Origin of the sequence: Salipiger mangrovisoli (assembly GCF_015223355.1) — a bacterium.
Taxonomy (GTDB): domain Bacteria; phylum Pseudomonadota; class Alphaproteobacteria; order Rhodobacterales; family Rhodobacteraceae; genus Salipiger; species Salipiger mangrovisoli.
This window is the reverse complement of sequence record NZ_JADFFK010000003.1, coordinates 142,286-162,814: the sequence shown is the minus strand read 5'-3', so window position 1 is coordinate 162,814 and position 20,529 is coordinate 142,286. Positions and strand designations below refer to the sequence as shown.

The following is a 20,529-nucleotide window of genomic DNA, read 5'->3' as shown; positions in this document are numbered from 1 at the left end:
AGGGGGATTCTCACCGTGGTCAGGAAATTGGCAGACGCCGGAGAAACCGATGATTTCTTCGAGCTTTCCAGCTTCACGCCCTACTTGCTCAATCAGGCCGCCGAGGCGCAGAGCGACGTGTTTTCAAAGAACTATCGCGACCGCTACGGGATGCTCCGCACCGAGTGGCGCGTGCTGTTCCACCTCGGCCGCCACGGCGACATGAGCGCCAAGGAGATCTCGGACAGCGCCTCGATCCACAAGACAAAGGTGTCGCGCGCTGTCCGCGCGCTGGAGGAGAAGCGATTCCTGACCCGCGTCACCAGCCCCGAGGACCGGCGCAGCGAGCGCCTGTCGCTGCGCGCTCCGGGCCAGGAGGCCTTTCGCCACCTCTGCCGCGCCGCGCAGGACTACGAGGCCGCCCTCGAGCGCCGGCTTGGCCAGCGCGACGCCCGCAAGCTCCGGGTGCTGCTCGACAGGCTGCGCTGAACCTGCCGCCGAGGCACGGGGGCTCCGCCCCCGCCCTCCGGGCTCCCCCAGGGATATTTAGACCTAGAAGAAGAACGCGACCCGCCGCTTCTTCTCTTTCCAAATACGCAGCTCTCAGCCCGCGCCGTCGCGCGGCCCGTCGCGGGATTCGGCGGCCCTGGCCGGTCTCAGGACAGCGGGGCCTGCTCTGCCGCCTCTGCCTCGGCCACGTGCCGCTTCACCGCAAGGAAGCTGTCCGGCGTGACCGAAATGCTGTCGATGCCGGCGCGCACCAGCAGCCGGGCGAAATCGGGGTGATTGCTGGGCGCCTGCCCGCAGAGACCGATCTTGCGCCCCGCCCTGCGGGCCTTGGCGATGACCGTCTCGATCATCCACAGCACCGCCGGATCGCGCTCGGAGAAGAGGCCGGACAGCGCCTCGGAGTCGCGGTCGACCCCGAGCGTCAACTGGGTGAGATCGTTGGAGCCGATGGAGAAGCCGTCGAAACGCTCGGCGAAGGCCTCGGCCTCGATCACATTGGCCGGAATCTCGCACATCACGTAGACCTCGAGTCCGTCCTCGCCGCGCCGGAGCCCGTTCTCGGCCATCACCTCGAGCACCCGGTCGGCCTCGGTCACGGTGCGGCAGAAGGGGATCATCACAACGGCATTGCGAAAGCCCATGGTCTCGCGCAGGCGGCGGATGGCGCGGCATTCCAGCGCGAAGCCGTCGCGGTAGGCCTCGGAGTAGTAGCGCGAGGCGCCGCGAAAGCCGATCATCGGGTTCGCCTCCTGCGGCTCGAAAGCCGCGCCGCCCAGCAGCCCGGCGTATTCATTGGTCTTGAAATCGCTCATCCGGATGATCGCCGGGTTGGGGTACCAGGTCGCCGCGATGCGCGACAGGCCGCGGGCCAGCGTCTCGACGAAATACTCCGTGCGATCGGCATAGCCGCCGGTGAGCCGGTCGATGGCGTCGCGCTCCGGACCCGCGGGCAAGCGATCGAAGCGAGTCAGCGCCAGCGGGTGCAGCTTCACCTCGTTCGAGATCACGAACTCCATGCGCGCCAGCCCGACCCCGTCCGCCGGCAGCCGCCACCAGCGCGTCGCGGCGGCCGGGTTGGCCATGTTGAGCATCACCTTCGTGCGGGTCGCGGGGATCTCGTCGAGCCGCGTCTCTTCGACCTTGAACTCGGCCGCCCCGGCGTAGATCACCCCCTCGTCGCCCCCCGCACAAGAGATCGTGACCATCTGGCCGTCGTGCAGCAGGTGCGTGGCTCTCCCGGTGCCGACGATGGCCGGCACGCCGAGTTCGCGGCTGATGATCGCGGCATGCGAGGTGCGGCCGCCGTGGTCGGTGACGATGGCGGCGGCGCGCTTCATGATCGGCACCCAGTCGGGATCGGTGGTCGAGGTGACCAGCACCGCGCCGTCTCGGAAGCGCCCGATGTCCGCGGCGCTGTCGATCAGGCAGACCTCGCCCGTCGCCACTGCGGTGCCGACGCTGAGCCCGGTGAGCAGCGCCGGGCCGGTCGCGCCGAGCCGGTAGCGGCGGAAGGCGTGGCTTTCCTGGCGCGACTGCACCGTTTCGGGCCGGGCCTGCAGGATGTAGAGCGGCCCTGCCCGCCCGTCGCGTGCCCATTCCATATCCATCGGCTGACCGTAGTGGCGCTCGATCTTCACCGCCATGCGCGACAGTTCGAGGATCTCGTCGTCGGACAGCACGAAGCTCTCGCGTTCGGCCCTGGCGGTCGGCACCGTGCGGGTCGGCGTCCCCTCGCCCGCGCCATAGATCATCTTGATTTCTTTGGCTCCGAGCGCCTTGTGCAGGATCGGCACGCAGTCCGCCCGGTCAAGGAAAGGCTTGTAGACCTGGTACTCGTCCGGGCTCACCGCGCCCTGCACGACGGTCTCGCCGAGCCCCCAGGCGGCGTTGATCAGCACCAGCTTGTCGAAGCCGCTTTCGGTGTCGAGGCTGAACATCACGCCCGATCCGCCCTCGTCAGCGCGGACCATGAGCTGCACGCCGACCGACAGCGCCACCGCGGGATCGTCGTAGCCCTTGAGCCGCCGGTAGGCGATCGCCCGGTCGGTGAAGAGCGAGGCAAAGCAGCGGCGGCAGGCCGCAAGCAGCGCCGCCTCGCCGCGGATGTTCAGAAAGGTCTCCTGCTGGCCCGCGAAGCTGGCGTCGGGCAGATCCTCGGCTGTGGCAGAGGATCGCACAGCCACGGCGGGATCGGTTTCCCCCGCGCGCTCTGCAAGCGCGCGATAGGCCGCACGGATCGCCTGTTCGATGTCCTCGGGCCAATTGCCAGAGGCCACCGCCGCGCGGATGCGCTGCCCGGCCTCGGTCAGCGCGAGCCGCCCTTCGGCAAGCTGGCCGAGCGTTTCGGTCAGCACCCGGTCGAGCCGGTTCGCGGCGATGTAGCGGCGATAGGCGGCGGCGGTGGTGGCGAACCCCGGCGGCACGCGGATGCCCTCGGCTGCCAGCCGCGCCACCATCTCGCCGAGCGAGGCGTTCTTGCCGCCGACCTCCGGCACGTCCTCGCGCCGCAGGTCCTCGAACCATTTCAACACGGCCTCGCCGTTGCGCCCCAGAGCTTCCATCCGCCATCCTCCCTTGACGGTGCCAAGGATAGGACGACGGGCGCGGGCGCGCCTTGATCGACCTCAACGCGCGCGGCGACGCGCCGGACCGGGTCAGCGGGTCAGCGGCTCACCCCGCCAGCCATGCCTCGGCCCTGGCGAAGTCGGCGGCCGCGAAATACCTGGCGTCAAGGCCGAAGGCGCGTTTGCCGACCTGCACCGCCATGTCCTGCCAGCCCGCATCCCCGACGATGGCCGCGCGCTTCACCCGGTCGGCGTGGCCCCGCACGAGATAGAAGTGGTCGCGCAGCGCATCCAGCCCCTGCCAGCCGTCGAAATCCCGCAGATCGATGAGCAGCCGCACCGTTTCATGCGCCGCGAAGAACGTGTCGAGATCACCGATTGCCGCGTCATAGGCCGCGCCATCGACCTTGCCGCGCAACCGGACCTGAAGCACGCCGTTGCCCAGGTCGTCCTGCTGGATGCTGCCGAGGCTTTCGCGCAGCCAGCGCCGCGCATCGTCGGCGTCCTTTATCGCGAAGGTGGCGACCGGACACGGCATGAAGACCGAAAAGCCCCCCACCGCCTTGCGCAGGATCGTGTCGTCCGAGACCAGCGCGATGCGGTCGAAGCCGCGCCAATGCTTGAGTCCGGTGCGGGCGTCCTGGATCATCGCACCCAGGGTGAACTCCGACGGGCGGGCCTCGACGATGGCCAGCAGCCGCAGCCGGTCACCTTTTGTCAGGGCCGCGTCGAGCGCGGGCATCAGCGTATCGCGATAGTCGGCGTCGGTGACCGGCGGGGTCATCCGCAGTTCGATGATGCCGTGCTCCCCGATGTCTTGAACGTCTATCATGGCTGGATCCTCCCATCGGGAGTATGCCGCAGTGCACCCGCCCCGGCCAAGCCCGACACGGCGCGGACACGCTTTCCTGAACGGCCTGCCGCAGAGCCCGGCCGCGCCCTTGCCGTCGCAAGGATCAACGGAAGTTGAACGGATTTTCGGCAGCAAGGCGCTGGCACCGCGCGAAATTTGACACGGCGCAAAGTGGAGGCCGGAGAATCCCTTACCCTCGGGGCAGCATCGTCGAGGCGAGGACTGCGCATGAAGCCCGAGAACATGCTCCCCGAGGCAGAGGTGATCGCCATTCGCGGCGCCGTGGTCGATGTGCGCTTTGCGGTCACCGACCTGCCGAAGATCAACGACGCGATCCGGGTGCAGCGGCCCGGCGGCGGCGAGGTGATGATCGAAGTGCAGGCGCATCTCGACGCCCGCACCCTGCGCGGCATCGCGCTTCGGGACACCTCCGGGCTGCGGCGCGGGGCGCGGGCCGTGCCGGTAGGGGGACCGGTCGAGGTTCCGGTCGGGGCGGCGGTGCTCGGGCGACTTCTGGACGTCACTGGACGGATCGGCGACGGCGGCCCTCCGCTGCCCGAGGATGTGCCACGCCGGCCGATCCACCGCGCGCCACCCCCCTTTCGGGCCGGTAGCGCCGGCGCCGAGATGTTCCACACCGGGATCAAGGTCTTCGACCTGCTGACACCACTTGCCCAGGGCAGCAAGGCGGCGATGTTCGGCGGCGCGGGCGTCGGCAAGACCGTGCTCGTGATGGAGCTGATCCACGCCATGGTCGCCAGCTACGAGGGCATCTCGGTCTTTTCCGGGGTCGGCGAGCGCTCGCGCGAAGGGCACGAGCTGCTGCTGGAAATGACCGGCGCCGGCGTGCTCGACAGGACGGTTCTGGTCTATGGACAGATGAACGAGCCGCCCGGTGCGCGCTGGCGTGTCCCGCTGACCGCGCTGACCATCGCCGAGCACTTCCGCGACGAGGCGCAGCGCAACGTGCTGCTGCTGATGGACAACGTCTTCCGCTTCGTCCAGGCGGGGGCCGAGGTCTCGGGGCTGCTGGGCCGTCTGCCCTCGCGCGTGGGCTATCAGCCGACGCTGGCCACCGAGGTGGCCGAACTGCAGGAGCGTATCGCGTCCACGGGGACGGCTTCGGTGACCGCCGTGGAAGCGGTCTACGTGCCGGCCGACGATTTCACCGATCCGGCGGTCACCACCATCGCCGCGCATGTCGACAGCATGGTGGTCCTGTCGCGCGCCATGGCCGCGGACGGCATGTATCCCGCGATAGACCCCGTGGCGTCCTCGTCGATCCTGCTTGACCCGCTGGTGCTCGGCGAGGAGCACGTAAGCGTGGCCAACGAGGTGCGCCGGGCGATCGAGCATTACCGCGGCCTGCAGGACGTCATCTCGCTGCTGGGCATCGAGGAACTTGGTCGCGAGGACCGCCAGATCGTCGAGCGTGCGCGGCGGCTGCAACGTTTCCTCACCCAGCCCTTCACCGTGACCGAGGCCTTCACCGGCATCCCCGGCCGCTCGGTGCCGGTCGCAGAGACCATCGCGGGCTGCAAGGCGATCCTCGCAGGAGAATGCGACACCTGGGACGAAGCCGCGCTCTACATGGTCGGCACGCTCGATGAAGCGCGCCGGAAACAGGCCGGGAAGACCGCGGCATGAGCGGGCTGCACCTCACCATCACCACGCCGATGAGCCTGCTGGTCGACGAGACCGGCGTGCAATCGGTACGCGCGGAGGACCGCAGCGGGTGTTTCGGCATCCTGCCGGGGCACACGGAATTCATGACCGTGCTGCCCGCCTCGGTGCTGCGGTGGCGGACGGCGCAGGGCGCGCTGCGATTCTGCGCCCTGCGCAGCGGATTGCTGACGGTGGAGAACGGCACGGCGGTGGCCGTCGCCTGCCGCGAGGGGGTGCTCGGCGACGACCTGCACGCGCTTGAAGCGGAGGTCGAGACCCTGCGCGCCGCCGAGGACGATGCCGACCGGCGCGAGCGGGTGGAGCAGATGCGCCTGCATGCCAGCGCGGTGCGCCAGCTGATGCAGACCCTCCGCCCCCAACGGCCAGCCGGACCAACCGCCGCCGCCTTCGCACGGCACCCTCCGGGTGGGGGCGCGTCATGACCGAGAAAGAGCGCAACCACATCGCCGAGGCGGCCCGCCTCTCGTCCGAACGCGAGAAGCTCGGGCAGGAGACGCCGGAACCCTCGCTCGGCGCGCGGCTGGGGCAGATCGGCATCCTCGGATGGGCCGTGGTGGTGCCGACGCTGATGGGGGTGGTGCTGGGGCGCATGGCGGACCGCGCCTTCGGAACCGGGGTCTTCTTCACCGCGCCGGGCATCATGATCGGTGCCGCGATCGGCTTTTACGCCGCCTGGAAATGGATGCACAAGCAATGAGCCTTCCTGCCCTTTTCAACGCGCCCTACACGCTCGCCACCCTTGCGCTTTGCCTGGGCTTCGCGCTCGGGCTGTTGCATTTCGCCAGCCTGCGGAGGGTCACGTCGCTTTTCCTCGGAGGCAACCCGGCCTGGCGCGCGCTAGGGCTGCAACTGGCCCGGCTCACGCTGCTCACCGCGGCTCTGGCCGGCCTGGCTCGGCTCGGGGCCCTGCCCCTTCTGGCGGGCACGCTCGGGCTGCTGCTGGCCAGGCAAGCGGTGCTGCGCCACTCCCGCAAGGAGCCGTGATGGACAATCCCCTTACCCTCGAGCCGCTCTTTCATCTCGGGCCGGTGCCGATCACCGCGCCGGTGCTGGTTACCTGGGCGATCCTCGCGCTGCTCGGCCTTGGCTCGTGGCACGCCACGCGACACCTGTCGCTCACTCCCGGCAGGCTGCAAACCGTGCTGGAACTCTTCGTCACCGCCGTTGACACGCAACTCCGCGACACGCTGCAACGCGACCCGGCCCGTTTCCGCGCGCTGATCGGCACGATCTTCCTCTTCCTGCTGGTGGCCAACTGGTCCTCGCTGGTGCCGGGCGTCGAACCGCCCACCGCGCGGCTGGAAACCGACGCCGCGCTGGCGTTGATCGTCTTCGCCGCCACCCTCTGGCACGGCATCTCGGCGCAGGGGCTGAAGGGCTATCTCGCCACCTTCGCCGAGCCGTCCTGGGTGATGATCCCGCTCAACGTGATCGAGCAGATCACCCGCACCTTCTCGCTGATCGTGCGGCTGTTCGGCAATGTCATGAGCGGCGTCTTCGTCATCGGCATCCTGCTGTCGCTGGCCGGGCTCCTGGTGCCGATCCCGCTGATGGCGCTCGACCTGCTGACCGGCGCCGTGCAGGCCTACATCTTCGCCGTGCTCGCCACGGTCTTCATCGGGGCCGCCATCGGCGATCAGCCCCCCGCCGCATCCACACAGGAGACCCGCCCATGACCGCAAACCTTGTCGAGATCGTCAGCATCCTTGCCGCCGCGCTCGCCGTGTCCTTCGGCGCCATCGGCCCGGCGCTGGCCGAAGGCCGTGCCGTCGCTGCCGCCATGGATGCCATCGCCCGCCAGCCCGAGGCGGCGGGCACGCTCAGTCGCACGCTTTTCGTCGGCCTCGCGATGATCGAGACCATGGCGATCTACACGTTGGTGATCGCGCTGCTGCTGCTTTTCGCCAACCCCTTCGCCTGAGGCGCGCCCGGCCATGAGTTTCGACTGGTGGACATTGGGTCTGCAGACGGTCAACGTCCTCGTCCTGCTCTGGATCCTGTCGCATTTCCTGTTCCGCCCGATCTCGGAGATGCTGGCAAGACGGCAAGCGGCAGCGACCGATGACCTGGCCCATGCCCGTGCAGCCCGCGCCGACGCCGAGGCGGCGCGGGCGGACGCGCAGGCGCAGGAAGCCGCCGTTGCGGCGCGGCGCGCAGACCTTCTCTCATCCGCCCGCCAAGAGGCCGAGACCACCCGGCGCAGCCTGCTCGAAGAGGCCCGGCAGGAGGTCGAGACACTGCGGGCCGACGCGCAGGCCAAGGCCGCGCAGCACCGCATCGCCGCCGTGCACGCCTTGCAGGACGAGGCCGCGGAACTGGCTGCCGACATCGCGCAGCGCCTGCTGTCGCGCCTGCCCGAGACCGCGCGCACGGAGGGCTTCATCGATGGGCTGGTCGCGGCAATTTCGGAGTTGCCCGAGCACACCCGAGCCGGGCTTGGGGCCGACGCGCCGCTGCCGGTGCGGGCGGCGGCAGAGATGAGCGCGGCAGAGACAGGGTCGCTGGCCGCACGGCTCTCAGAGGTACTGGGCCACCCGGTCACGCTCTCGGTCCGCAGCGACCCCACGCTGATCGCCGGGCTCGAACTCGACGCGCCGCACGCGGTGGTGCGCAACCATCTTCGCGCCGATCTCGACCACATCCGGCAGGAGCTCTTGAAGCATGACTGACACCGGTTCCCCTGCCGACTGGCTGCAACAGGGCCGCGCCGCGATCGCCCGCGCCACGCTTGCTCCCCGGGCCGAGGCGATCGGCCGGGTGATCACGGTGGCGGATGGCATCGCGACGGTCTCGGGGCTGCCCGACGCGTCGCTGGGGGCGCTCCTGCGCTTCGAGGGCGGGCAGACGGGCTTTGCGCAGACGCTGGATGCCGAGCAGATCGACGCGGTGCTGTTCGACGAGGTCACCGGCATCCGGGCAGGCGACCGGGTGACCGACACGGGCGACGTGGTGCGCGTGCCCGTGGGCGATGCGCTGCTGGGGCGGATCGTCGACCCTCTGGGCCGGCCCATCGACGGCGGCCCGGCGCTGGACGGCACCGCGACGCTTCCCATCGAGCGCCCCGCCCCCGGCATTGTCGACCGCGCGCTGGTCTCGGAGCCGATGATGACCGGCGTGCTGGTGCTCGACAGCCTCTTCGCGCTCGGACGCGGGCAGCGCGAGCTGATCGTCGGGGATCGGGCCACCGGCAAGACTGCGCTCGCGGTCGAGGCCATCGTTACCCAGAAGCACACCGACGTCATCTGCATCTACGTCGCCGTCGGCCAGCGCGCGACGGCGGTGGAACGGGTGGTCGCGGCGGTGCGCGAGCACGGCGCGCCCGAGCGCTGCGTCTTCGTCGTCGGCAACGCCGGCAGTGCGCCGGGCCTGCAGTGGATTGCGCCCTTCGCCGGGATGAGCATGGCCGAACAGTTCCGCGACGCCGGGCATGACGTACTGATCGTCATCGACGATCTGACCCGCCATGCCGCCACCCACCGCGAGCTGGCGCTGCTCACCCGCGAGCCGCCGGGCCGCGAGGCCTATCCGGGCGACATCTTCTACCTCCACGCCCGATTGCTGGAACGCGCCGCCAAGCTGCCGCGCGAGGTGGGCGGCTCCATCACCGCGCTGCCCATCGCCGAGACAGACGCGGGCAACCTTTCGGCCTATATTCCCACCAATCTCATCTCGATCACCGACGGGCAGATCGTGCTCGACTCGCATCTTTTCGCCGCGGACCAGCGACCGGCGGTGGATGTGGGCCTCTCGGTCAGCCGTGTTGGCGGCAAGGCGCAGGCTCCCGCCCTGCGGGCGGTGTCGGGCCGGGTCCGGCTCGACTACGCGCAGTTCCAGGAGCTCGAGATGTTCACCCGCTTCGGCGGCATCTCCAGCACCCGCGTCGGGGCGCAGATCGCGCGCGGCGAAAGCATCCGCGCGCTGCTGAAGCAACCCCGCTACGCCGGGCTGAGGCTGGTCGATCAGGTGGCGCTGCTGGCGGCGCTGGCCGAGGGCACGCTCGACGGCATGAGCTCGGAGCATCTGGCCGAGCTGCGGCGGCGGCTGCCGTCGCGGATCGACGCGGCGGACGAGACGGCGAGGTTGGGCATCGCGCGCAGCGGCGGCATGAGCGAGGCCGAACGCGCAGCGCTGGTGGCGGTCGTGGCCGGCCTCGCGCGCGAACTCGGCACAGCGGAGGCTGGAGAATGAGCGGCACCCTTCCCGGTATCGAAGCGCGCATCGGCACTGTCCACCAGCTCTCGGCGGTGATCGCCGCGATGCGCGGCATCGCCGCCTCGCGGCTGCAGGACGCCCATGGCCATCTCGGCGCGATCCGCCTCTATGCCGACACCATCGGCGAGGCCATAGGGCACGCGCTGACTTTCGCGGGCCGGGACCGCGACCCGCCCCCTGATCCTGCTGCGGGCGGCGCGCTGTTCATCGTGCTCTGCGCCGAACAGGGCTTTGCCGGCAGTTTCTCAGCGCGGGTGCTCGAGGCAACGCAGGCCGCGCTGCGCCGGGCCGACGGTCCGACCGACCTGATGTTGATCGGCGACCGCGGGCTTCTTGTCGCGCCCGACTACGGCATCGCCCCGAGTTGGAGCGCCCCGATGATCGCCCATCCCGCGCGCATGGCGCAGCTTGCCGGACGGATTTCCGATGCCGTCTTCGACCGCGTCTCGGACGGCCGCGCCAGCGCGGTCACCGTTCTGCACGCCGCGCCGGGCGGGACAGAGGGCTATGCCGTGCTGCACAAAAGGTTGGTCCCCTTCGACTATTCACGTTTCCCCCCGCCCCGGACCTTCCTGCCGCCGCGGATCACCCTGCCCCCCGAGGACCTGCTGGCCCGGCTTGTCGAGGAATATGTCTTTGCCGAGATCAGCGAGGCGCTGATGCTGTCCTTCGCCGCCGAGAACGAGGCCCGGATGCGGGCGATGATCGCCGCCCACGACAATGTGGAAGGCTCGCTTGAAAGGCTGGTCGGTCAGGCGCGGCGGCTGCGGCAGGAGGCGATCACCGAGGACATCATGGAACTGGCCACCGGCAGCCTGCGCGCGCGGTGACGGAAGGAGGAGCAAGTCATGACCAAAGACAGCCTGGAGGCGCCACCGCCTGCCCCCGACCGGGACGTAGAGCTGCCCTGGTGCACGCCAAAGCCGGCAACCGAGGACGTCCGGGCCCCGGAGCTGGTGCGCCGGATCATGGCCAGCCCGAGCTACCGAGAAGGCGACCGGGATGTCGATTTCCTCGACCGCGACGACATGCGCGGCGTGCGGCTGATGCTCGACTACCAGAAGGCCGAAACGCTGCTGCAGGCGCATGGCATCGCCCATGCCATCGTCGTCTTCGGCGCAACGCGCATTCCGGAACCGGCACGCGCGGCCGAAGCCGTCGCGGAGCGCGCCGCGGCGCTGGCCGCGGCACCGCAGGACGGCGCCCTCGCCCGTGCCCTCGCGGTGGCGCGGCGGGTGGCCGACAAGAGCCGCTACTACGAGGTCGCCCGCGCCTTCGGGCGCATCGTCGGCGCGCAGGAAGGGCAGCACGGCAACCGGCTCGTCGTGGTCACCGGCGGTGGTCCGGGGATGATGGAGGCCGCGAACCGCGGCAGCCACGAGGCCGGGGCACGGAGCGTCGGTCTCAACATCACGCTTCCGCACGAGCAATATCCCAATCCCTACCTAACGCCCGACCTGTGCTTCCGCTTCCACTACTTCGCACTGCGCAAGCTGCATTTCCTCAAGCGCGCCCGCGCGCTGGTGGTCTTTCCCGGCGGCTATGGCACGATGGACGAACTCTTCGAGACGCTGACGCTGATCCAGACCCGCAAGATCCTGCCCGTTCCCGTGGTGCTTGTCGGCGCGGCCTTCTGGCGCCGGGCCTTCGACGTGGACTTCCTTGTCGAGGAAGGCGTGATCGATCCCGAAGATCGCGAGCTTTTCTGGTATGCCGAGGAGGCCGGGGAGATCTGGCAGGGCATTCAGGCATGGTACAAACGCGCGGGCCGCGAGATCACCTGCACGGCCCCCGAGGTCCTGCGCGATCGGTGATGACCACCGCGCCCAACCAAAGGCGCCGGTCGCGGCCGGCGGCAGCCCCGATGACCCGCCGGTCTCGACCCGGTGATTGAGGAGAACCTTGCCAATGCCATTTCTCATGCGGCCCCACCGCCTGCCCCCCCGATCCCTCCCCGCCCTGCGCCGCGTCCCGCTGCTGGCACTCGCCGTTCTGGCCGGGACCGTCGCCGTCGATGCCGAAACTCCGGTTGAGACATGGGAGGCGAGCTGCGCGCGCTGTCACCGCGAGCCCGCGCGGCTCGGCGATGCCCTGCCCGCGCCGGATGACGCGGTCGGCATGGTCCGGCTCGACCGCTTTCTCGCCGGGCATCATCTGCGCGACGCAGAGGCACGGGCCGCGCTGGTCGCGTGGCTGGCGGCTCAGAGGCGCCAGTAGAGCAGCACCATTGCCACGATCCCGCCCCAGAGCACCCCGAAGCCCGCGAGCCTGCGCCGATCCTTGGCCGATGCCCGGCCCGCGGCGTAGCTGAACCGCTCGTAGGCGATCTGCGCCTGCGGCACGCCCAGTTGCGACGACCGGTCCGCGACGAAGGTCATCATCGGGCCGGGGCCGCAGGTCATGACCTCGCAGGCCGCCGGGTCCAGCCCTTCGAAGGCCTCGTCCAGCAGATCGCGGTTCAACGGGCCGCGGCGCAGGCCAGCGGGCATTTCCCCCTGCTCTGCGGCCGCGTCGTCGACGATCAGCATCGGCGTGACGCCGAGGGCAGCACACTCCGCCGCGAAAAGCTCGAAAGGCACCATCGCAGCGCGGCGGCGCACCGCGTAGAGCAGCCGCACCGGGCGGCGGCTCCGCGTGCGGGCGAGATGCGACAGGATCGACAGGATCGGGGCGATGCCGACCCCACCCGCCACGAGGATCAGCGGCCCCGCGCCGCGCGGCACGAAGCTTCCGTGCGGCGCGTCGATCGAGACGGCCGTGCCGGGGGCAAGCTGGCCGACTGTCGCCGTGAAATCTCCGGCCTCCTGCACCAGGAACCGCAACCCGGATGCGCCGGGAGCCGAGGCGATCGAGAACGGGTGGTCATGCAGCGGCAGCCGCTTGTCACCGAAGGCGATCCAGGCAAATTGGCCGGGCTCGAAGCGCAGCCCCGCGCCTTCCGGTGGCAGGACGTCGAGCAACCAGAGCCGTTCGGCGACGCGGCGGACCTCGGCGAGACACCAGCGCTGCGCGTGCGGCCGCAGCAGACGGCCGCAATAGACCGAGGCCGCCGGCACGGTCACCGCCAGTGCCAGCCCGATCCACATCCCGTCCGAAACCGCGCCGCCGCGGCCGTCGGCGATGACGTGCCAGAGCAACGTCGCCACCAGTGCCAGCGCCGCCAGCACATGACCCGCCCGCCAGACCTGATAGCGCATCGGCAGCCGGTCGCGCAGCAGCGCCAGCACGACCAGCACCACCAGCAGCAGCAGCGCGGCGCGGGCCGGCCAGAGTCCTTCGCCGGACAGCACGACGTCGATCCGCCGCGCGAGCCGGCCCGGCCGGTCGGCCGCGGGCGGACCGATCACCGCCAGCACGTGCAGCACCGCGAAGGCCAACGCGACGGGGGCGGCCCATTTGTGAAAGGCCATGGTGATGTCGATCCCGATGCGGCCAGAGATGCTCTCGAACCTGCCGCTGGTGACCAGCTGCAGCAGGACCATGACCGCCGCCGCGCTCCCGGATGCACTGGCAAGGCGCATCGCGCCCAACGCATGTCCCGCGCCGGTCAGCATCCCGAGCAGCAGGGGCAGCGCCACGAGCCCGAGATAGAGCGTCGCCAGTACGGAGGCCGGCAGGCCTCGGGCTTTGCGGGGGACGGGCATCGTGGCGTCTCCTTTTGCGGCCTCAGCGCGTATCCAGCCCCCAGACTGTCCCCGGCCGCATCCTGTGACCTTGATCCGGATCAGATCACGGCACCGCGCCCGCATTGGTCGAGACAGATCATCCGCGCGAAATCCTGCGACTTTTCTTCGCAATCCAAAATCACCTGATGCCAGCCCACGCGCATCCGGCGACACTGTGGCTGTTCGGCGGGCTGAGGCCGCCGCGCAATAGGGCAGCCTTTGCGCGCCCGAGCCGGAAAGGACCGCAGACAGATGCAGCCCCGCAAGGTCACGCCCCCGCTTCATGCGCTGCCGCCGCAGGCGGCGCTGGACGCGCTGCGCGGGTCACCCGGCGGGCTGACCGAACACGAGGCGGCACGGCGGCTGGCCGAACACGGCGCGAACCAATTGCCCGAGCCACCGGCACGGCCCCCGCTGCAACGCCTCATGCGCCAGTTCAAAAATGTGCTGATCTATGTGCTGATCGGCTCCGCGGCGGTCACCGCGGCGCTGCAACACTGGGTGGACACCGGCGTCATCCTTGCCGTGGTGCTGATCAACGGCGTCATCGGCTTCGTGCAGGAGGGCCGGGCCGAAGACGCGATGGCCGCGATCCGCCGGATGCTTGCCCCGCGCGCCTTGGTGCTGCGGGACGGGCGCCGGAAAAGCCTCGACGTCGCCGAGCTGGTGCCCGGAGATATCGTCATCGTCGAGGCAGGCGGGCTGGTCCCGGCGGACCTGAGGCTGATCGAGGCGCATCGGCTGCGGGTCGAAGAGGCCGTGCTGACCGGGGAATCCGTCCCGGTCGGGAAGGGCATCGCGGCGGTGCCTGCAGAAAGCGCGCTCGGCGATAGAAGCTCCATGCTGTTTTCCGGCACGATGGTCGCGGCAGGTACCGGGATCGGCGTCGTTGCCGCGACGGGAAGCACAACCCAGATCGGCCAGATCAGCGGGCTGCTGTCCCGCGTCGAGACCGTTGCGACGCCGCTGCTGACCCAGATGGACCGTTTCGCCCGCTGGCTCACGCTGGTCATCCTCGTCGTCGCGGCCGCGCTTCTCGTCTACGGCTCCCTTGTCAGGCAGATGCCCTTCTCCGATCTCTTCATGGCGGTTGTCGGCCTGTCCGTTGCGGCGATCCCCGAGGGGCTGCCAGCCGTGCTCACCATCACGCTGGCGGTCGGGGTCAGAGCCATGGCCCGGCGCAACGCCATCGTGCGGCACCTGCCGGCGATAGAGACGCTGGGCTCGGTTTCAGTGATTTGCTCGGACAAGACCGGCACGCTGACGCAGAACACGATGATGGCCAACCGGATCGTCGGCGCGGGGCAGGTCTTCACGGTCGAAGGGCTTGGCTATGCCCCCGAGGGCAGGATCCGCGCCGAGGGGCCTGAGGCCTTGCCGGGCGGGCCCGCGCTGCTGGCCGAAGTGGCGCGCGTCTCGGCGCTCTGCAACGACGCGCTGCTGCACCCCGGCCCGACCGGCTGGCAGGTCGAGGGCGACCCGATGGAAGGCGCGCTCATGGCCTTGGCGGGGCGGATCACCGGAGACGGGCCTGCCCCCTGCGGCACATGGCAACGCATCGACACCATCCCGTTCGACGCGGCGCACCGCTACATGGCGGTTCTGCACCACGGGCCAGAGGGCGAGGCCGTCATCCACGTCAAGGGCGCGCCCGAGGCAATCCTGACGCTGTGCCGGGACCAGCGCCGCGCGGATGGCGGCACCGCCCCGCTCGATATCGGGCATTGGCACGAAACGGTCGAGCGGCTCGCGGGGGACGGCCAGAGGGTGATCGCGCTGGCCCTGCGCGCCGTGACAGCGGGACGGAGGCGCCTCAGCACAGAGGATCTGGCCGGTAAGCTGACGCTGATCGGCCTGATCGGCATCATCGATCCGCCCCGCCCCGAGGCGTTCGCCGCTGTCGCCGAATGCCAGTCCGCCGGGATCCGGGTGAAGATGATCACCGGCGATCACGCCGCCACCGCGCGCGCCATCGGCCGCGCGATCGGGCTCCGGAACGTCGAGCGGGTGCTCTCCGGAGCCGAGATCGAGGCGCAGGACGATGCCGCGCTGGCCCGGTCGGTCCTTGCGACCGACATCTTCGCGCGCACGGCTCCCGCGCACAAGCTGCGCCTCGTCAGCGCCCTGCAGGCGCATGGCCTGACCGTCGCGATGACCGGTGACGGGGTGAACGATGCCCCGGCGCTGAAACGCGCCGACGCCGGGATCGCCATGGGCCTCAAGGGAAGCGAGGCGGCCAAACAGGCCGCGGCGGTGGTGCTGGCGGATGACAATTTCGCCTCGATCGTCGCCGCGGTGCGCGAAGGCCGGACGGTCTACGACAACATCAAGAAGGTGATCAGCTGGACGCTTCCGACCAGCACCGGCGAGGCGATGACCGTCGTCGTCGCGCTCTTCGCGGGCATGGCGCTGCCGATCACCCCGGTGCAGATCCTCTGGGTCAACCTCATCACCGCCGGCACGCTCGGTCTGGCGTTGGCCTTCGAGCCACCCGAGCCCGGCTCCATGCAGCGGCCGCCCAGACCGCGCGACGAGCCGCTGCTCACGGGCACCTTGGTCTGGCACATCGTGCTTGTCTCGGCGCTGTTTCTCGTCGCGGTCTTCGGCATCTATTCCCACGCCATCGCCCGTGGCGCTTCGGTGGCGCTTGCGCAGACCATCGCGATGAACACGATGGTGCTCCTCGAGATCTGCCACCTGTTCTTCATCCGCAACATCTACGGCACCTCGCTGACGCTGAGGGCGGCGCGCGGCACGCCGGTGATCTGGGTGTGTATCGGGATCGTGACGGCAGCGCAGCTGGCGATCACCTATGTCCCCGCGCTCCAGCAAATCTTTCACACCGCGCCGGTGCCGTTCCGCGACGGGCTGCTGGCGCTCGCCATCGGCGCGGTCTTCCTTGTGCTCATCGAAACCGAGAAGCGCATCCGCCTGTCGCTGCGCCGTCGGCGCCCCGGCGGTTAGATCAGCGCCGCCGCACCGCCGCCCGCGAGGGCCAGCACCAGCCCCCCGCACAGGATCGCGGCCAGATAGATCGGCAGCACCCGCAGCCCCATCCCCCGCGTCCCGGCAAACCAGCTGATGCCGCCCTTCACCACCGAGTTGACCGAGACCGCGATGAAGATCGCCACCGCGCCATGGAAGACCGAAAGATCCGCGCCCACCAGTCTCGAGACCGAGATCGTCAGGGCGTCGACGTCGGTCACCCCGGAAAGCGCAGCGGCGGCGAACACGCCTTCCGACCCGAGCCAGAGCTTCAGGTAATGTACGCCGAGCAGGATCACCGCCAGAACCGCGCCAAAACTCAGCGCGGCCCCCAGCTCCAGCGGGTTGGCGATACCTGCGATACCACGTCCCGCGTCTTGCCGCCCGGCGTTGCGCCGATGAAGCACCGCCGCGCCGAGCAGCCCGACGCCGGCCATGGCGGCCATTGGCAGCAGGAGCTCGGCAAAGAGCGCCGGCTGGAAGACGCGGGTCAGCGCGAGGATGCGCAGGAAGGTGACCGATCCGGCGATCACCGCGCCCGCCGCCGCCTGCGGGGCCAACGCCGGCTGAACGCGCACCACCCGCGCCAGCGCCAGTGTCGTCGAAGTCGAAGAGGCGAGCCCGCCGAACGCTCCCGACAGCAGCATGCCGCGCTCGGCCCCGCCGAGCCGGATCGCCGCGTAGCCGACAAAGGACAGCCCCGCGACCAGCACCACCGCCCACCAGAGCTCGTAAGGGTTCAGCACGCCTCCCGGCCCGAGGTCCCTGTCGGGCATGATCGGCAGGACCACCACCGAGATGAGTGCGAGCTTCAGCACCGCCGAGAGTTCGATCTTCTCGATGCGCGCCACCCAGCCGTGCAGCCGCGCCTTCATCGACAAGAGCAGCGCGAGAACCACTGCGGCCGCCGCGGCCGGAGCCATCTCGCCCAGCACCGAGGCCGCGCCCAGCACGAAAACCAACAGGAGTGCGATTTCCGTGGTGATGCCGATATCGCCGCCGCGCTGAAGCCCGACCCAGTAGCCTGCGACCAGCAGCGCGGCCAGCGCCAGCAGCACCGCCGCGAGGAGCATTCCGCCGGCCAGCGGCACCAGCCAAGCCGCCACCCCTCCCAGCAGCCCAACGATGGCAAAGGTCCGCACCCCCGCAAGCCGCTCACCCTCGCGGGCCTGCCGCTCGTGCCAGCCCCGTTCGAGGCCGACAAGCAACCCGATGGCCAGGGCGAGGCCCAGGCGCTGGAAGATCTCGATGTCCGTCATGTGCCCTGACCAGGAGCGCTCCGAAAACGAGGCTGCATATCGTGATCACGGCATATCAGAGAGCGGGGCGCGGCGTCAGCCTTCTTTGACTGACCCGCCGCTTTCAACAAGACCTCCGCCGAAAGAAGGTCCTGGCGCAGACCGCTCCGCCCTGCGTTCTGCGCGCGGCACCACGCCTTGGATCATGGCGCGCCGGATCGAGCTGCGGGGTGGACCGGTGCCAAGCCGAGCGACCCCGGGCAAGCGTGATCTCGTGGTCATGTTGCGCCCGAGCAGGCGGGACCGCATCGCCCCGACACCCGCCCCGAGACCCTTCGGCAACGCGGCGAAGACATGGCTCCGGGCAGCATCGCCGTCAGGCCGGGCGGACCCGCCCCTTTCCGGCCGGATGCCAGGCGATCTCGTCCACCCATCTGCGAATTTCGGTCGCGACGCGCTTGATCGGGACCGCTGAATCTGCCCCGCCGCAGGCCAACGCCTCTTTCGGCATCCCGAAGACCACGCTGCTCGCCTCGTCCTGTACGAACGTGCGGGCACCGGCCGCGCGCATTTCCATCAGGCCGCGCGCCCCGTCGTCCCCCATGCCGGTGAGCACGATCCCCAGCGCCTTGTTGCCCGATGCCTGGGCGACGGAGCGAAACAGCACGTCCACCGAAGGACGATGCCGCGCGACCTGCGGTCCACGCACAACGTCAAGCACATAGCCTGCGCCGGAGCGACGCAGAAGCAGATGGTTGTTGCCCGGCGCGATGAAAGCCTGCCCAGGTCTCGGACGGTCACCGCTCTGTGCCTCGGCCACCGCGATCGGGGTGAGACCATCAAGGCGCTGCGCAAAGGTGCGGGTGAAATGCTCTGGCATGTGCTGCACCACGAGAATGGGCGGCAAGCCGGCAGGCAGCCCTGAGAGCACTTGCACGAGCGCCTCGGTGCCGCCGGTGGAGGCACCGATGGCGATGACCTGCCCTTGCGGAGGCCCGGCTTTCGGGTTTGGCGGCAGATGCGGCAGGATGACGTCGGCTGACAGCTTGGGTCCGGGCTCGGTCCCCTGGCGCGGAGGCCTGGTCTTGCGCCGCGGGTTTGTCGAGGCCGCGGCATGGACCGCGTCGCACAGCAACACCTGCGCTTCCGCCCATTCCTCGGCATTTCCCAGCGTGGGCTTGGCGATCACCTCGGCCGCACCGGACTCCAGTGCCCGCAATGCATTGGCCGAACCGGCGGCGGTGAAGCTGGAACAGATCACCACCGGAAGGGGATGCTGTGCCATGATCCGGCGAAGAAACGTCAGCCCGTCCATCCTCGGGAGCGCGAGGTCAAGCAGCAAGACATCCGGCAGGTCGCCGCGCATCTGCGCGGCCGCCTCGAAAGGGTCGCCGGCAAGCCCACAGACAAGGATACCCGGATCGGCGCTCAACAGCCGGCTCAAGGCGGTGCGTGCCGAAGAACTGTCATCGACGATCATCACCCTGATCGGCATGGCGAAGCCTCCTTCCGACGAAAGGCGGCAGGCGCAATCTGTTCGAGCCGCCGGTCCTGAACGATCATCGATTCCGCGTGCCCCACGAACAGCCAGCCACCGGCCCGCAAATGCGCGATCACATCCGAAATCACCTGCTGCTGACGGTCCCCGTCGAAGTAGATAAGCACATTGCGCAGGAAAATCGCGTCGAGCCCGTGACTGACCGGATAAGGCGGTTCGATCAAGTTCAGCTCCGCAAAGCGGACACGGCGGCGCAGTTCGGGTACGATCCGGACCTGGCCCGACCCCTCCCCGCCCCGGCCGGTCATCAGGTAGCGCGCAAGCAGTTCCGGCGGCACCGGTGCCACGTCGCGTCGTGGGTAGATGGCGCGTGTCGCCTCGGCCAGAACGCCGGTTGAAATATCGGTTCCAAGGATCGCCCAGTCCAGACGGGCATCGGCGCGCGCCGCCTCGGCCAGCAACATCGCCGCGGTATAGGCTTCGGCGCCGGTGGAGGAGGCCGCACTCCAAAGCCTGAAGCGGATCGATCTGCCGGGACCTGCGCGGGCAAAGGCCTCGGGGATCACCCTGCGGACCAGCAGGTCGAAATGGGCTTTCTCACGGAAGAAATCGGTCTTGTTGGTGGTGATCAGGTCGATGATCTCCGGCCATTCCTCCTGAAGCCCACCGGAGTCGAACAGCAGGCCGAGATACTCATCAAGCGTTTGAAACCTGTGGTGGATAAGCCGCTTTCGAAGCCTGGATGCGACCAGATGGTTCTTGCTGTCGGGCATTCTTATGCCCGTCTCGCGGAAGATGAGCTCTCGGAACCGGCGGTGGTGGCTGCCTTGGGTCAGGACGGACATGGAAGCATGTCCGCGGGCCGTCCACGGGTCCGCAGGACACCCATGAGCTGCGGATCGAACACGGCACCGATGTCGAGCAGCACGACGATCTCGTCGTTGCGACGGCCGACGCCCTTGAGGATGCGCTGATCCCAATCCACCATCTCGGCCTCTTCGAGCGCGGCGATGGCGCCATCGTGGTCCAGGGCCGCGACCTCGATCACCCGATCGACACGCAGCGCGACTCGGTTGGTGCGGCTGCCACGGTCGATCGTCAGCATGAGAATGCGCGTGTTCTCGTCATCCCCCCGCGCTGCCTCGCCGAGCAGGCTCCGAAGATCGACCAGCGCGACCGATGTGCCGCGCACGTCGATCAGGCCAAGCAGATGGGACGGGGCGTTCGGAAGCCGGGTCGGCACGCGCGCCGACAGGATTTCCTGCACGCTCCGGACCTCGACCGCGAACAGCGAGTCGGCAACGGCGAAGGTCACCACGGTCTCGGCACGCATCGGCCT

General features: G+C 69.5%; 20 protein-coding genes. 13 read left to right on the top strand and 7 right to left on the bottom strand.

Features of this window, described 5'->3' with window-relative positions:
• Nucleotides 1–27 precede the first annotated feature (27 nt).
• Entirely contained in the window at nt 28–468 is a 441-nt protein-coding gene (locus IQ782_RS05765; RefSeq protein WP_194133666.1) for a MarR family winged helix-turn-helix transcriptional regulator, read from the top strand.
• Between the two features lie 167 nt (nt 469–635).
• Here the strand turns inward: IQ782_RS05765 and ppsA are convergent, their stop codons facing one another.
• Together ppsA and IQ782_RS05755 are read right to left on the bottom strand one after the other, a co-directional pair.
• Nucleotides 636–3,050: a phosphoenolpyruvate synthase gene (gene ppsA / locus IQ782_RS05760; RefSeq protein ID WP_194133665.1), complete on the bottom strand. Its 2,415-nt coding sequence runs from the start codon at nt 3,048–3,050 to the stop codon at nt 636–638.
• Nucleotides 3,051–3,159: 109 nt separating this feature from the next.
• Nucleotides 3,160–3,885: a SpoIIAA family protein gene (locus tag IQ782_RS05755; RefSeq protein WP_194133664.1), complete on the bottom strand. Its 726-nt coding sequence runs from the start codon at nt 3,883–3,885 to the stop codon at nt 3,160–3,162.
• Between the two features lie 249 nt (nt 3,886–4,134).
• Here IQ782_RS05755 and atpD point away from each other — a divergent pair, with 249 nt between their 5' ends.
• The 11 genes from atpD to IQ782_RS05700 all read left to right on the top strand — a co-directional run bounded on the left by atpD (nt 4,135) and on the right by IQ782_RS05700 (nt 12,021).
• Entirely contained in the window at nt 4,135–5,553 is a 1,419-nt protein-coding gene (gene atpD, locus IQ782_RS05750; protein ID WP_240989126.1) for a F0F1 ATP synthase subunit beta, read from the top strand.
• Complete coding sequence (locus tag IQ782_RS05745; protein ID WP_194133663.1) at nt 5,550–6,014, top strand: F0F1 ATP synthase subunit epsilon; 465 nt, start codon at nt 5,550–5,552, stop codon at nt 6,012–6,014. The genes atpD and IQ782_RS05745 overlap by 4 nt, the downstream gene beginning before the upstream one ends.
• Nucleotides 6,011–6,289, top strand: coding sequence for an AtpZ/AtpI family protein (locus IQ782_RS05740; protein ID WP_194133662.1), 279 nt, complete (start codon nt 6,011–6,013; stop codon nt 6,287–6,289). Before IQ782_RS05745 ends, IQ782_RS05740 begins: the two co-directional genes overlap by 4 nt.
• Nucleotides 6,286–6,576 carry an N-ATPase subunit AtpR gene (locus IQ782_RS05735; protein ID WP_194133661.1) on the top strand — a complete coding sequence of 97 codons (291 nt, stop codon included), beginning with the start codon at nt 6,286–6,288 and terminating at the stop codon, nt 6,574–6,576. Before IQ782_RS05740 ends, IQ782_RS05735 begins: the two co-directional genes overlap by 4 nt.
• Nucleotides 6,573–7,268 (top strand): F0F1 ATP synthase subunit A, encoded by a 696-nt coding sequence (locus IQ782_RS05730; protein ID WP_194133660.1) that lies wholly within the window; start codon nt 6,573–6,575, stop codon nt 7,266–7,268. Before IQ782_RS05735 ends, IQ782_RS05730 begins: the two co-directional genes overlap by 4 nt.
• Entirely contained in the window at nt 7,265–7,513 is a 249-nt protein-coding gene (locus IQ782_RS05725) for a F0F1 ATP synthase subunit C (RefSeq protein WP_194133659.1), read from the top strand. Before IQ782_RS05730 ends, IQ782_RS05725 begins: the two co-directional genes overlap by 4 nt.
• 13 nt (nt 7,514–7,526) lie before the next feature.
• On the top strand, nt 7,527–8,261 hold the full coding sequence (locus IQ782_RS05720) for a F0F1 ATP synthase subunit delta (protein ID WP_194133658.1): 735 nt from the start codon (nt 7,527–7,529) through the stop codon (nt 8,259–8,261).
• Nucleotides 8,254–9,780, top strand: a complete 1,527-nt coding sequence (locus tag IQ782_RS05715; RefSeq protein ID WP_194133657.1) for a F0F1 ATP synthase subunit alpha — start codon at nt 8,254–8,256, stop codon at nt 9,778–9,780. The genes IQ782_RS05720 and IQ782_RS05715 overlap by 8 nt, the downstream gene beginning before the upstream one ends.
• The gene (locus IQ782_RS05710; protein WP_194133656.1) at nt 9,777–10,634 is read left to right on the top strand and encodes a F0F1 ATP synthase subunit gamma; all 858 of its coding nucleotides are present in this window, start codon (nt 9,777–9,779) and stop codon (nt 10,632–10,634) included. The genes IQ782_RS05715 and IQ782_RS05710 overlap by 4 nt, the downstream gene beginning before the upstream one ends.
• A gap of 18 nt (nt 10,635–10,652) precedes the next feature.
• Complete coding sequence (locus IQ782_RS05705) at nt 10,653–11,618, top strand: LOG family protein (protein ID WP_194133655.1); 966 nt, start codon at nt 10,653–10,655, stop codon at nt 11,616–11,618.
• A 94-nt stretch (nt 11,619–11,712) separates the two neighbouring features.
• Complete coding sequence (locus IQ782_RS05700; RefSeq protein WP_194133654.1) at nt 11,713–12,021, top strand: hypothetical protein; 309 nt, start codon at nt 11,713–11,715, stop codon at nt 12,019–12,021.
• Here the strand turns inward: IQ782_RS05700 and IQ782_RS05695 are convergent.
• Nucleotides 12,006–13,448, bottom strand: coding sequence for a ferric reductase-like transmembrane domain-containing protein (locus tag IQ782_RS05695; RefSeq protein ID WP_194133653.1), 1,443 nt, complete (start codon nt 13,446–13,448; stop codon nt 12,006–12,008). The genes IQ782_RS05700 and IQ782_RS05695 overlap by 16 nt on opposite strands.
• 273 nt (nt 13,449–13,721) lie before the next feature.
• On the opposite strand from IQ782_RS05695, the gene IQ782_RS05690 reads away from it, so the two are divergent.
• Entirely contained in the window at nt 13,722–16,433 is a 2,712-nt protein-coding gene (locus tag IQ782_RS05690) for a cation-transporting P-type ATPase (RefSeq protein WP_194133652.1), read from the top strand.
• Here IQ782_RS05690 and IQ782_RS05685 read toward each other — a convergent pair.
• From IQ782_RS05685 to IQ782_RS05670, 4 genes are all read right to left on the bottom strand, one after another.
• A complete protein-coding gene (locus IQ782_RS05685; protein ID WP_194133651.1) occupies nt 16,430–17,713 on the bottom strand; it encodes an MgtC/SapB family protein in 1,284 nt (427 codons plus the stop codon). The genes IQ782_RS05690 and IQ782_RS05685 overlap by 4 nt on opposite strands.
• A 355-nt stretch (nt 17,714–18,068) precedes the next feature.
• Complete coding sequence (locus IQ782_RS05680; protein ID WP_240989124.1) at nt 18,069–19,172, bottom strand: protein-glutamate methylesterase/protein-glutamine glutaminase; 1,104 nt, start codon at nt 19,170–19,172, stop codon at nt 18,069–18,071.
• The gene (locus tag IQ782_RS05675) at nt 19,172–20,035 is read right to left on the bottom strand and encodes a CheR family methyltransferase (protein ID WP_194133649.1); all 864 of its coding nucleotides are present in this window, start codon (nt 20,033–20,035) and stop codon (nt 19,172–19,174) included. The genes IQ782_RS05680 and IQ782_RS05675 overlap by 1 nt, the downstream gene beginning before the upstream one ends.
• The gene (locus tag IQ782_RS05670; protein WP_194133648.1) at nt 20,023–20,523 is read right to left on the bottom strand and encodes a chemotaxis protein CheW; all 501 of its coding nucleotides are present in this window, start codon (nt 20,521–20,523) and stop codon (nt 20,023–20,025) included. The genes IQ782_RS05675 and IQ782_RS05670 overlap by 13 nt, the downstream gene beginning before the upstream one ends.
• Nucleotides 20,524–20,529: the final 6 nt, after the last annotated feature.